Here is a 13,596-nt window from a genome sequence, read left to right as displayed (position 1 = left end):
TAAAATAAAGATGTAAGCAATTGGAGGTTCATTATGAGTAAACCGAAATATAATCGTGTCGTTTTAAAGCTAAGTGGAGAAGCTTTAGCTGGAGAGCAAGGATTTGGAATTAACCCAACTGTTATTAAGTCAGTTGCGGAACAAGTAAAAGAAATTGCAGAACTTGATGTAGAGGTTGCTGTTGTTGTTGGTGGCGGTAACATTTGGCGTGGGAAAATTGGAAGTGAAATGGGCATGGATCGTGCAGGGGCAGATTACATGGGCATGTTAGCGACAGTTATGAATTCATTAGCTCTTCAAGATAGCTTGGAGAATATCGGAATTCAAACTCGTGTACAAACTTCAATTGAGATGCGTCAAGTTGCAGAACCTTACATTCGTCGTAAAGCAGTTCGTCACTTAGAGAAAAAACGTGTTGTTATCTTTGCAGCAGGTACAGGTAACCCATACTTCTCTACAGATACAACAGCAGCATTACGTGCGGCAGAAATTGAAGCAGATGTAATTTTAATGGCGAAAAACAATGTAGATGGTGTATATAATGCGGATCCATCTATTGATCCAACAGCTACGAAATATGAAACGCTTACTTACTTAGACGTATTAAAAGAAGGTTTAGGTGTAATGGATTCTACAGCTTCTTCTCTATGTATGGATAATGATATTCCATTAATTGTATTCTCAGTTATGGAAAAAGGTAATATTAAACGTGCCGTTTTAGGCGAAAATATCGGAACAGTGGTAAGGGGGAAATAAATATGGGACAACAAGTATTGAAGTCTTCAAATGAAAAAATGGAAAAAGCAGTTGCTGCTTATTCTCGTGAATTAGCAACAGTTCGTGCTGGCCGTGCAAACGCGTCTGTATTAGATAAGGTACAAGTTGATTACTATGGTGCACCAACACCAGTTGTGCAATTAGCGAACATTACAGTTCCAGAAGCGCGTTTACTAGTAATTCAACCTTATGATAAAACTTCTATCGGTGATATTGAAAAAGCAATTTTAAAAGCAGATTTAGGCTTAAATCCTTCTAATGATGGAACTGTAATTCGTATTGCATTCCCTGCATTAACAGAAGAACGTCGTCGTGATCTTGTAAAAGTTGTGAAAAAATATGCTGAAGAAGCTAAAGTTGCTGTTCGTAACGTACGTCGTGACGGAAATGATGATCTTAAGAAGCTTGAAAAAGCTGGCGAGATTACAGAAGATGATTTAAGAGGATATACTGAAGATATCCAAAAAGAAACAGATAAATATATTGCAAAAGTTGACGAAATCGCAAAAAACAAAGAAAAAGAAATCATGGAAGTGTAATAGCGATAACTTCGCAATTATGACCCTCTTCTTAAGGGGGTCTTTTTACACTTTTAGGCATACGTCTGCTTGCTGGAGGGTATGAATGATGTTTAAAAACTTTCCTTTTTTTAAAGGTAAAAAGGACACATCGTTTGATCATCTCGTTGAAGAAGTGAAAAAAGGATATATCCCAGAACATATTGCCATCATTATGGATGGGAATGGAAGATGGGCAAAGAGGAGAGCAATGCCTCGTATTGCGGGACATCATGAAGGTATGCAAGTTGTAAAGAAAATTACAAAATTTGCAAGTAAACTTAATGTGAAAGTGTTAACTCTTTATGCTTTTTCAACTGAGAACTGGAAAAGACCGAAAAAGGAAGTTGATTATTTAATGAAGCTTCCAGAAGAATTTCTAGGTACATTTTTACCAGAATTGATTGAAGAAAACGTACAAGTCCGAGTAATAGGGCAAAAAGATCGTCTTCCTACGCATACACGCAGAGCGATGGAGAAAGCCATGGAAGATACGAAAGAGAATACGGGATTAATTCTTAATTTCGCGTTAAACTATGGAAGTCGAGATGAAATCGTTTCTGCTGTGCAACATATGATGAAAGATAATGAGGAAGGAAAAATTCGTTCTGAAGAGGTAAGTGAAGAAATGCTTTCCTCCTACTTAATGACGAGTTCTTTACCTGATCCAGAGTTGTTAATCCGAACAAGCGGAGAGCTACGTATTAGTAATTTCATGTTATGGCAAATTGCATATTCGGAGTTTTGGTTTACAGACGTGTATTGGCCAGACTTCAAAGAAGAACATTTGCTAAATGCGATTACTGACTTTCAACATAGAGGGCGCAGATTCGGAGGCGTGTAGAAAGAGAGGGTTTGGTAGTGAAACAGAGAATTATTACTGGAGTGGTTGCTGCCGCGCTATTCATTCCCATCGTAATATACGGTGGCGTGCCTTTTACGGTTTTAGTGTATGCACTTGCTTCTATAGGTTTATATGAATTAATTCGTATGAATAAGCTTACGCTTATTTCAGTACCGACAGTTTTAGCTGCAGTATTATTGTGGATTCTTTTAATTCCAAGTAGTGCATCAGAACTGTTTACATGGATTGGATTAGGTAAATTGGAAATCACATTTGTGATTGTTTTATTACTTTTATCATATACAGTCCTTTCTAAGAATACATTTACTTTTGATAATGCTTCATTTTTACTGATGGCAACGACATATGTGGCAATGGGATTCTTATATTTAAATGAAACGAGAATATTAGGAATTAAATATGTATTTTGCGCATTATTTGTTATATGGGCTACTGATTCAGGCGCATATTTCGTAGGAAAAGCATTGGGCAAGAGAAAATTGTGGCCAGAAATCAGTCCAAATAAAACGATTGAAGGTTCATTAGGGGGCATCGTTTGTGGAATTATTGTGGCACTTGTTTACAACGTGTTCTTCCCAGTCGAATCGAATGTAGTAATTTTAATTGTGCTGACAATTATTATTTCTATTTTTGGACAAATTGGTGATTTAGTACAATCTGCTTTTAAACGTCATTATGGCGTAAAGGATTCAGGTACAATTTTACCTGGGCATGGTGGTATATTAGACCGAACAGATAGTTGGTTATTCGTTTTACCAATTCTCTACTTCTTATTACAATATAATTAATAAATGAACGAGGGGTTGGAGTCATGAAAAACATTAGTTTATTAGGTGCAAGCGGATCAATTGGTACACAAACTTTAGATGTATTACGCTCGCACCCAGACCAATTCCGTCTCGTTGCTTTTTCTGTAGGGAAAAATATTGACTACGCAGTAAAGGTAATTCAAGAATTTTCTCCGCAAATCGTCTCTGTGCAAAGAGAGGAAGATGTTTTAAAATTACAATCTGTTTCTGGTAATACAAAAATTGTATATGGTAGTGAAGGACTTTTAGAAGTAGCATTACATCCAGATGCGGAGATTGTAGTAAATGCTGTTGTAGGTAGCGTAGGGTTGTTACCAACACTTCGTGCAATTGAGGCGAAAAAAACAATTGGAATTGCAAATAAAGAAACGTTAGTAACTGCAGGACATCTTGTAATGGAAGCAGCACGAAAACATAATGTTTCGTTACTTCCAGTTGATAGTGAACATTCGGCTATTTTTCAATGCTTGAATGGTGAAAATGAAAAAAGAATTTCTCGTCTTATTATAACGGCTTCTGGTGGAAGTTTCCGCGATAAAACGAGGGATGAATTGCATCATGTGACCGTAGAAGATGCGCTTCGACATCCAAACTGGTCAATGGGTTCGAAAATTACAATTGATTCTGCTACAATGATGAATAAGGGACTAGAAGTAATTGAAGCACATTGGCTTTTTGGTATCCCTTATGAGCAAATCGATGTTGTTTTACATAAAGAAAGTATTATCCATTCTATGGTTGAATTTGAAGATCGTAGTGTAATGGCGCAGCTTGGTTCACCTGATATGCGAGTACCAATTCAATACGCACTTACATATCCTGATAGATTGCCTCTTTCAGACACAAAACAGTTAAACTTATGGGAAATAGGGACGTTGCATTTTGAGAAAATGGACCAAGAACGATTCCGTTGTTTACGTTTTGCGTATGAAGCTGGAAAAGCAGGTGGAAGTATGCCAGCTGTAATGAACGCAGCGAATGAAGTAGCTGTTGAAGCCTTTTTACAAAAGAGAATTGATTTCTTAACAGTGGAAGACCTCATTGAAAAAGCAATGAACCATCACAATGTCATTGCACGACCGAGCTTAGAGGAAATTTTGGAAATTGATGCGGCCACAAGACGGTTTGTGATGGAACAAATTTAGCAAAGGTGGTTATGGAATTGAATACAGCGATTGCCTTTATATTAATTTTCGGTGCACTCGTATTTTTCCATGAGCTAGGGCATCTATATTTCGCAAAAAGAGCAGGTATTTTATGCCGCGAGTTTGCGATTGGTTTTGGTCCGAAAATATTCTCATTTGAAAAGAATGAAACGGTGTATACGATTCGATTACTGCCCCTTGGTGGCTATGTAAGAATGGCTGGCGAGGATGCGGACACAGTTGAGTTAAAGCCTGGGAAAAAGGTTGGCCTTGTATTAAATGAAAAAGACGAAGTTGTGAAATTAGTTTTTGATGGATATGAAAAGTATCCAAATGTTCGTGTTATTGAAGTCGAACAAGCTGATTTGGAGCATAATTTAACAATTTCGGGCTATGAAGAGTACGAGGAAGAGCTTCAAACATTCCGAGTGAATGAAAAGGCTCGTATTATTACTGCGGGGGAAGAAATTCAAATTGCTCCGTATAATAGACAATTTGGCTCGAAAAAACTAGGGCAACGCGCTTTAACAATCTTCGCGGGTCCTGCAATGAACTTCATTTTAGCATTTGTTATTTTTGTGATTCTTGGATTTGTACAAGGGGTCCCTATTGACAAACCAATGGTCGGAAAAGTGATGGATAACAGTGCAGCACAGCAAGCTGGATTGAAAGAGAATGATACAATTCAAGCTATTGATGGGAAAAACACAAGTACATGGAAAGATGTTGTTACTATTGTACGTGAAAACCCAAATAAAGAAATTACGTTACAAGTAAAGCGTGATAATGAACAGTTTAATGTGAAAGTAACGCCAACACTCGATAAAGAAGGAAAAGACGAAGTTGGTAGAATCGGTGTTTATTCTCCTGTAGAGAAAACAGTAATGGGTTCTATTAAATCAGGATTTGAACAAACGTACCAATGGACGAAACTAATTTTTGAATCTCTTGTTAAATTAGTAACTGGTCAATTTTCTATTAATGAGTTGTCAGGTCCAGTAGGAATTTATAATCTAACAGATCAAGTTGTAGATTATGGGTTTACGCGTGTACTAAGTTTAGCTGCAGTTCTAAGCATTAATCTTGGTTTATTTAATTTATTACCAGTTCCTGCTTTAGATGGTGGCCGTTTATTCTTCTTCTTAATTGAAGCGTTACGAGGGAAACCAATTGATCGCCAAAAAGAAGGAATGGTTCACTTTATTGGTTTTGCATTATTAATGTTACTTATGTTAGTTGTAACTTGGAATGACATTCGTAAGTTTTTCTTGTAAAATAAAGTGAAACTTATAATGAAATAGAGCTCGTAGAATAAAATCCCTCACCTAACTCGAGGTGAGGGGTTTTACTGCGTGTAAGAGTAAAATGAAGAGGTGCAAATAAATGAAACAAAGTATGGTATTCAGTCCTACATTACGTGAAGTTCCAGCTGATGCTGAAATTAAGAGTCATCAGTTATTACTTCGTGCAGGTTTTATGCGTCAAAATGCTTCTGGTATTTATAGCTTCCTACCATTTGGATTAAAAGTATTACACAAAGTAGAACGTATCGTTCGAGAAGAAATGGAGCGCGCAGGAGCTGTAGAATTATTAATGCCAGCTATGCAAGCTGCAGAATTATGGCAAGAATCAGGTCGTTGGTATTCTTACGGATCTGAATTAATGCGTATGAAAGATCGTAACGCTCGTGAATTCGCATTAGGAGCGACACATGAGGAAGTAATTACGGATCTTGTGCGTGATGAAGTGAAATCATATAAAAAATTACCGTTAACATTATACCAAATTCAAACAAAATTCCGTGATGAGCAAAGACCTCGTTTCGGCTTATTACGTGGAAGAGAGTTTCTAATGAAAGATGCATACTCTTTCCATGCTACACAAGAGAGCTTAGATGAAGTATACGATCGCTTATATAAAGCATACTCTAACATTTTTGCTCGCTGTGGCTTGAATTTCCGTGCAGTTATTGCTGATTCTGGAGCAATGGGCGGAAAAGATACACATGAATTTATGGTATTATCTGATGTTGGTGAAGATACAATTGCATACTCTGACACATCTGATTATGCAGCAAACATCGAAATGGCTCCTGTTGTAGCTACGTATACGAAGAGTGACGAAGCAGAAAAAGCACTTGAAAAAGTAGCAACACCAGACCAAAAAGCAATTGAAGAAGTATCTGCATTCTTAAACATTGCAGCTGACAAGTGCATTAAGTCTATGGTGTTTAAAGTAGATGAGAAATTAGTAGTTGTACTTGTTCGTGGTGATCACGAAGTAAACGATGTGAAAGTGAAAAATGTATATGGCGCTTCAGTTGTTGAGCTTGCTTCTCATGAAGAAGTAAAAGCATTATTAAATTGTGAAGTTGGTTCATTAGGACCGATTAATGTAACAGGTGATATCGAAATTATTGCTGATCACGCTGTAGCATCAATTGTTAACGGATGTTCAGGAGCGAATGAAGAAGGGTTCCATTATGTAAATGTAAATCCAGAACGTGACTTTAAAGTAAGTCAATATACAGATTTACGCTTTATTCAAGAAGGAGACCAATCTCCAGATGGAAACGGAACAATTCTTTTCGCACGCGGAATTGAAGTTGGTCATGTATTCAAATTAGGAACTCGTTATAGTGAAGCAATGAACGCAACATTCCTAGATGAAAATGGAAAAACACAACCACTTATTATGGGTTGTTACGGTATCGGTGTATCTCGTACAGTAGCAGCAATTGCAGAGCAATTTAACGATGAGAACGGCTTAGTTTGGCCAAAAGCGGTAGCACCGTTCCATGTGCATGTAATTCCAGTAAATATGAAATCTGATGCACAACGTGAAATGGGTGAAAATATCTACAACTCATTACAAGAACAAGGCTATGAAGTGTTATTAGACGATCGTGCAGAACGTGCAGGTGTTAAATTTGCAGATGCAGATTTATTCGGTCTTCCAGTTCGTGTTACAGTTGGTAAAAAAGCAGACGAAGGTATTGTAGAAGTGAAAGTACGTGCTACAGGTGAGTCTGAAGAAGTAAAAGTAGAAGAACTTCAAACATATATTGCAAATATTTTAAAATAAGAAGGGGTACCTCGTAATGGGGTACCTTCTCTTTCTTTGTAAACGTATTTTGTAAAAGAAGAGGTGAGAAATCTTTCTTTGTGGTACGTTTCAATTTATAATAGCAAATGGAAGGAGAGTGCTTATGTCTTTAACAAATGAACAACAAGAGCGATTTCAAATTTTGCTCCAGCAGTTGCAAATACCAGACGACCTTATAAATCAATATTTACAAGGCGGTGGTATTGAAAGGCTCGTTATTGATAAAGCGAATAAAAGTTGGCATTTTGATTTACAAGTGCCACGTATTTTGCCTACAGAATTATATGAATTGCTAGAAACAAAGCTTAAGCAATCATTTTCTCATATTGCAAGAACAACATTTGCATTAGAAACAGAGAATAAACAATTTACAGAAGAAGAAGTGAGGGCGTATTGGCCGCTTTGTACGGAACGAATTACATTTTCACCTATGTTCGCATACTTAAAGAAGCAGCTTCCACAGGTGAATGGAGTGAAGTTGTTAATAAATGTAAATAACGAGCTGGAGTCTACGGCTTTAAAGAAAAACGTTGCGAAACCAGTAGGGGATCAATACGAAGTTTTTGGATTCCCGCGTTTTCAGTTAGACACACATATACAGCAAAATACAGAAGAAATGCAAAAGTTTCGTGAACAAACGCAGCAAGAAGACCGTGAGCGTGTTATACAAGCTATGGAAGAAATGGCGAAGAAGCAAGCTGAAGAAAGCAGCGTTGTGTATGAAGGACCGATTACACTCGGGTATCTTATTAAGCCAGATGAAGAGATTACACCGATGCGAGAAATTCAAGATGAAGAAAGAAGAAAAACGGTTCAAGGATATGTCTTCCATGTAGAAACAAAAGAGCTTCGTAGTGGGCGTACGTTATTAACTTTAAAAATAACGGATTATACGGATTCTATTATGATCAAAATGTTCTCGCGTGACAAAGAAGATATTCCAATGCTGCAATCCTTGAAAAAAGGAATGTGGGTGAAAGCGCGTGGTTCTGTTCAAAACGATACATTCGTTCGAGATTTAGTAATGATTGCAAATGATATTAATGAAATAACAGGACCGTCTCGTAAAGATAAAGCACCAGAAGGCGAAAAACGAGTAGAGCTGCATCTCCATACTCCGATGAGTCAAATGGACGCTGTCACTCCAGTTTCTAAGCTTGTTGCTCAAGCTGGTAAATGGGGACATGAGGCTATTGCGGTTACAGATCATGCCGTGGCTCAGTCCTTCCCAGAGGCGTATTCTGCAGGGAAGAAGGCTGGTGTTAAAGTTATATATGGTGTAGAAGCAAATCTAGTTAATGATGGTGTACCGATAGCGTATAACGAAGCGCATCGTTTACTTGCAGAGGAAACGTATGTTGTTTTCGACGTTGAGACGACAGGTTTATCAGCTGTATACGATACAGTCATTGAGTTGGCTGCCGTAAAAGTAAAGGGTGGCGAAATTATTGATCGCTTTGAATCTTTCGCAAATCCACATCAACCATTATCAGCGACGATTATTGAATTGACAGGTATTACGGATGATATGTTAACTGATGCACCTGAAGTGGACGAAGTGTTTAAAAAGTTTGAGGAATGGATGGGCGACCATACACTTGTTGCCCATAACGCGAGCTTTGATATGGGCTTTATTAACGTAGGTTTTAAAAAGGCTGGACTAGAAAAAACGAATAATCCAGTTATTGATACGTTAGAACTTGCACGATTTTTATTCCCAGAAATGAAAAATCATCGATTAAATACGATGTGTAAAAAACTTGATATTGAATTAACACAACATCACCGTGCGATTTATGATACAGAAGCGACGGGATATTTACTTGTGAAAATGTTGAAAGACGTAATTGAAAAGGGATTTGAATATCACGATCAATTAAATGATAGCATGGGACAAGGGGATGCGTATAAGCGTGGCCGTCCAAGTCATATGACGTTACTTGCCACATCAGATGTTGGATTGAAAAATTTATATAAACTTGTTTCATATTCTCACCTTAATTACTTTTACCGTGTACCACGTGTGCCGAGATCACTATTAAAAAAATATCGTGAAGGGATTTTAGTAGGAACGGCTTGTGATAAAGGTGAAGTGTTCGAGGCAATGATGCAAAAGGCACCTGAAGAGGTAGAAGAAATTGCCCAGTTCTATGATTACATTGAAGTAATGCCTCCAGAGGTGTTGCGTCATTTAGTAGAACGTGAGCTTGTTCGAGACGAAGGTCAATTAAAAACAATTATTTCTAATTTAGTAAAACTAGGTGAGACGTTAGATAAACCAGTTGTTGCTACAGGAAACGTGCATTATTTAGACCCTGAGGATGCGATGTATCGTAAAATTCTAGTCAGTTCGCAGGGCGGAGCCAATCCGTTAAATCGACATTCATTACCGCCAGTACATTTCCGTACAACTGATGAGATGTTAGAATGTTTTTCATTCTTAGGTGAAGACAAAGCGAAAGAAGTTGTTGTAACAAATACACAAAAGATTGCGTCATTAATTGGTGATGTGCATCCAGTAAAAGACGATCTATACACACCGAAAATTGAAGGTGCTGATGATGAAACGCGTGATATGAGTTATAAAATGGCGCGTAGCATTTATGGTGAAGAGCTACCGGAAATTGTAGAAGCACGTTTAGAAAAAGAATTAAAAAGTATTATTGGGCATGGATTCGCCGTAATTTATTTAATTTCACATAAGCTTGTGAAAAAATCGTTAGTAGACGGATATCTAGTAGGTTCGCGTGGATCGGTAGGGTCATCATTTGTTGCAACGATGATGGAAATTACAGAAGTAAACCCATTACCACCACACTATGTATGTCCGAAGTGTAAGCAATCAGAATTCTTTAATGATGGTTCTGTAGGTTCTGGTTTTGACTTACCAGATAAAGAATGTCCTGCTTGTAATATTCCATATGTAAAAGATGGACATGACATTCCTTTCGAAACGTTCCTTGGATTTAAAGGAGATAAGGTGCCCGATATCGATTTGAACTTCTCCGGGGAATACCAACCACGTGCCCATAACTATACGAAAGTCCTGTTCGGTGAAGACTATGTATATCGTGCAGGAACGATTGGTACAGTTGCGGAAAAAACTGCTTACGGATATGTAAAAGGTTATGCAAATGATCATAACTTAACGATTCGAAATGCAGAGATTGATCGCTTAGTAGCAGGGTGTACCGGTGTAAAACGTACAACAGGACAGCATCCAGGCGGTATTATCGTTGTGCCAGATTACATGGATATCTTTGATTTCTCACCAATACAGTACCCAGCTGATTCAATTGGTGCTGAATGGAGAACAACGCATTTTGATTTCCACTCGATTCATGATAATTTATTAAAACTTGATATACTAGGACACGATGATCCGACCGTTATTCGTATGTTACAAGATTTAAGTGGTATTGATCCGAAAACAATCCCAACGGATGATCCAGAAGTAATGAAAATTTTCTCTGGTCCAGAATCGTTAGGGGTAACGGAAGAGCAAATTAACTGTAAAACAGGTACACTTGGTATACCAGAGTTTGGTACAAAATTCGTAAGACAGATGTTAGAAGAGACAAAACCGACGACATTCTCAGAGTTAGTCCAAATTTCTGGACTATCACATGGTACTGACGTATGGCTTGGTAATGCAAACGAGTTAATTTATAACGGTACATGTACGCTGAGCGAAGTTATCGGTTGTCGTGATGACATCATGGTATATTTAATCTATCAAGGTCTAGATCCATCATTAGCCTTCAAAATCATGGAGTCGGTTCGTAAAGGTAAAGGTGTACCGGAAGAATGGGAAGAAGACATGAAAAATAATAATGTACCAGGTTGGTATATTGATTCATGTAAGAAGATTAAATACATGTTCCCTAAAGCCCATGCGGCTGCTTACGTACTTATGGCTGTACGTATCGCATACTTTAAAGTACATTTTGCACTGTTATTCTATGCCGCATATTTTACAGTTCGTGCAGATGATTTTGATGTAGAGGCAATGGCGAAAGGTTCAGCATCTATACGTGCAAGAATTGATGAAATTGCTCAAAAGGGACTCGATGCTGCGCCGAAAGAGAAGAGTTTATTAACAGTACTAGAAATGACACTTGAAATGTGTGAGCGTGGATACTCATTCCAAAAGGTGGATTTATACCGCTCACATGCAACAGAATTTATTATTGATGGAGACACATTAATTCCTCCATTTAATGCGGTACCTGGTCTTGGTACAAACGCAGCTTTAAGTATTGTGGAAGCACGTAAAAATGGAGACTTCTTATCAAAAGAGGACTTGCAGCAGCGTAGTAAGGTTTCGAAAACAATTATTGAGTATTTAGATAGTCAAGGTTGTTTAGGAGATTTACCGGATCAAAACCAGTTATCACTGTTCTAGTAGGTAGGAAAAGTCTTTGCAAATCAACATTTCCTATGATATACTATTAACCGAGATAACCATGTCATGTATATTGTGTAAAGAAAAGAGTGGGGAAACCCACTCTTTCGTGTTACTATCTATGTTTTCTCTACGTAGATAGGTAAAAGATTTCTGTCGTATATACATATTTTGTTACAAGTTTTACTTCTTAAATTTGGTAATACTAAGACAGATAATCCCTGCTGAACAGCAGGGGCTTTTGTTAGCTAACGAGAAAGAATAAGATAGACCGTTTTTAAAGTGGCGGGGTCTTCTTCTTTTAAATGGTACATGACGGCAGGAAGGAGGCTGTTTATGGATAAGAAAGTCACAGAAGTTGTAGAAGCATTTGCGCAGCCGATCGTTGAAGAGTTAAATCTTGAACTTGTAGATGTAGAGTATGTGAAAGAAGGACAAGACTGGTTCTTACGCGTATTCATCGATTCTGAAAAGGGAGTCGACATTGAAGAATGCGGTGCGGTAAGTGAACGTTTAAGCGAAGCTTTAGATAAAGAGGATCCAATTCCTCATCTTTACTTTTTGGATGTATCATCTCCTGGAGCGGAACGCCCATTAAAGAAAGAAAAAGACTTCCAGCAAGCGGTAGGAAAACAAGTGGCAATTAAAACATATGAGCCGATTGATGGTGAAAAGATGTTTGAAGGAAAACTGCTTTCTTACGATGGTACAACAATAACATTATTATTAACAATTAAAACACGTAAAAAAGAAATCCAAATTTCGATGGATAAAGTCGCAAATGCGCGACTTGCTGTTACGTTTTAGTTAGAAGGGGGATCTTCATGAGCACTGAGTTATTAGATGCTTTGCTCGTATTAGAATCTGAAAAAGGCATTAGCAAAGACATTATTATTGATGCGATTGAAGCAGCTTTAATCTCTGCTTATAAGCGCAATTTTAATCAAGCACAAAACGTTCGTGTGAGCTTTAACCCAGAAGTGGGAACAATTCAAGTTTTAGCACGTAAAGACGTAGTAGACAATGTGTTTGATCCACGTCTTGAAATTTCTGTAGAGGAAGCAAGACAAATTAATCCAAACTACCAAGATGGTGACGTACTAGAAATTGAAGTAACACCAAAAGACTTTGGTCGTATTGCAGCACAAACTGCAAAACAAGTTGTCACACAACGAGTGCGTGAAGCAGAGCGCGGTGTTATTTACTCTGAGTTTAGTGACCGTGAAGAAGATATTATGGTAGGTATTGTACAACGTCAAGATGCTCGTTTCATCTATGTAAGCTTAGGAAAAGTAGAAGCTTTATTACCTGTAAGTGAGCAAATGCCTAATGAGCAATACAAACCACATGATCGTATTCGCGTATTCATTACGAAAGTAGAAAAAACGACAAAAGGACCACAAATTTACGTATCACGTACACATCCTGGTCTTTTAAAACGTTTATTCGAAATGGAAGTTCCTGAAATCTATGATGGAACTGTAGAAATTCGTTCTGTAGCACGTGAAGCTGGCGATCGCTCTAAGATCTCTGTATATGCAGAGAACACTGATGTTGATCCAGTTGGTTCTTGTGTAGGACCAAAAGGGCAACGTGTACAACGCATTGTAGACGAATTAAAAGGTGAAAAAATTGACATCGTCCGCTGGTCAAATGATCCAGTTGAATATGTTGCAAATGCATTAAGCCCATCACAAGTTGTTAAAGTACTTGTAGATGAAGAAGAAAAAGCGACAACAGTAGTTGTTCCAGACCACCAGTTATCATTAGCTATCGGTAAGCGTGGACAAAATGCACGTCTTGCAGCTAAATTAACAGGCTGGAAAATTGATATTAAGAGTGAGTCTGATGCGAAACAACTTGGTATTGTAACAGAAGAAGATAGCGTAATCGCATTTGGATTCGATTCAGTGGAAGACGAAATCGAATAGAG

At 37.8% G+C, this 13,596-nt stretch carries 10 protein-coding genes; all 10 read left to right on the top strand.

What is annotated here, in order from left to right:
• Positions 1-33 precede the first annotated feature (33 nt).
• Positions 34-756, top strand: a complete 723-nt coding sequence (pyrH, locus tag ACQGSG_RS00290; RefSeq protein WP_000042668.1) for a UMP kinase — start codon at positions 34-36, stop codon at positions 754-756.
• Positions 757-758: 2 nt separating this feature from the next.
• Entirely contained in the window at positions 759-1,316 is a 558-nt protein-coding gene (gene frr, locus ACQGSG_RS00285; RefSeq protein ID WP_000531501.1) for a ribosome recycling factor, read from the top strand.
• Between the two features lie 85 nt (positions 1,317-1,401).
• A complete protein-coding gene (uppS, locus tag ACQGSG_RS00280; protein ID WP_000971296.1) occupies positions 1,402-2,178 on the top strand; it encodes an isoprenyl transferase in 777 nt (258 codons plus the stop codon).
• Between the two features lie 17 nt (positions 2,179-2,195).
• A complete protein-coding gene (gene cdsA / locus ACQGSG_RS00275; protein ID WP_000813592.1) occupies positions 2,196-2,987 on the top strand; it encodes a phosphatidate cytidylyltransferase in 792 nt (263 codons plus the stop codon).
• A gap of 23 nt (positions 2,988-3,010) precedes the next feature.
• Positions 3,011-4,153 (top strand): 1-deoxy-D-xylulose-5-phosphate reductoisomerase, encoded by a 1,143-nt coding sequence (gene dxr / locus ACQGSG_RS00270; protein WP_000790372.1) that lies wholly within the window; start codon positions 3,011-3,013, stop codon positions 4,151-4,153.
• 17 nt (positions 4,154-4,170) lie between these two features.
• Positions 4,171-5,427 (top strand): RIP metalloprotease RseP, encoded by a 1,257-nt coding sequence (rseP, locus tag ACQGSG_RS00265; RefSeq protein ID WP_001090243.1) that lies wholly within the window; start codon positions 4,171-4,173, stop codon positions 5,425-5,427.
• A 109-nt stretch (positions 5,428-5,536) separates the two neighbouring features.
• Positions 5,537-7,237 (top strand): proline--tRNA ligase, encoded by a 1,701-nt coding sequence (locus ACQGSG_RS00260; protein ID WP_000814299.1) that lies wholly within the window; start codon positions 5,537-5,539, stop codon positions 7,235-7,237.
• Positions 7,238-7,361: 124 nt separating this feature from the next.
• The gene (locus ACQGSG_RS00255; RefSeq protein WP_000060005.1) at positions 7,362-11,663 is read left to right on the top strand and encodes a PolC-type DNA polymerase III; all 4,302 of its coding nucleotides are present in this window, start codon (positions 7,362-7,364) and stop codon (positions 11,661-11,663) included.
• A 336-nt stretch (positions 11,664-11,999) separates the two neighbouring features.
• On the top strand, positions 12,000-12,470 hold the full coding sequence (gene rimP / locus ACQGSG_RS00250; RefSeq protein ID WP_000359096.1) for a ribosome maturation factor RimP: 471 nt from the start codon (positions 12,000-12,002) through the stop codon (positions 12,468-12,470).
• Positions 12,471-12,487: 17 nt separating this feature from the next.
• Positions 12,488-13,594, top strand: coding sequence for a transcription termination factor NusA (nusA, locus tag ACQGSG_RS00245; protein WP_000102604.1), 1,107 nt, complete (start codon positions 12,488-12,490; stop codon positions 13,592-13,594).
• Positions 13,595-13,596: the final 2 nt, after the last annotated feature.

The organism is Bacillus sp. GMa5/1 (genome assembly GCF_050172015.1).
Classification (GTDB): domain Bacteria; phylum Bacillota; class Bacilli; order Bacillales; family Bacillaceae_G; genus Bacillus_A; species Bacillus_A cereus.
The sequence above is the reverse complement of the archived record's forward strand: the minus strand, read 5'-3'. Positions and strand labels throughout refer to the sequence as shown.

Coding starts and splice junctions, on each gene's coding strand:
- pyrH (WP_000042668.1), top strand. CDS start 34: ATGAGTAAACCGAAATATAATCGTGTCGTTTTAAAGCTAAGTGGAGAA.
- frr (WP_000531501.1), top strand. CDS start 759: ATGGGACAACAAGTATTGAAGTCTTCAAATGAAAAAATGGAAAAAGCA.
- uppS (WP_000971296.1), top strand. CDS start 1,402: ATGATGTTTAAAAACTTTCCTTTTTTTAAAGGTAAAAAGGACACATCG.
- dxr (WP_000790372.1), top strand. CDS start 3,011: ATGAAAAACATTAGTTTATTAGGTGCAAGCGGATCAATTGGTACACAA.
- ACQGSG_RS00260 (WP_000814299.1), top strand. CDS start 5,537: ATGAAACAAAGTATGGTATTCAGTCCTACATTACGTGAAGTTCCAGCT.
- ACQGSG_RS00255 (WP_000060005.1), top strand. CDS start 7,362: ATGTCTTTAACAAATGAACAACAAGAGCGATTTCAAATTTTGCTCCAG.
- rimP (WP_000359096.1), top strand. CDS start 12,000: ATGGATAAGAAAGTCACAGAAGTTGTAGAAGCATTTGCGCAGCCGATC.
- nusA (WP_000102604.1), top strand. CDS start 12,488: ATGAGCACTGAGTTATTAGATGCTTTGCTCGTATTAGAATCTGAAAAA.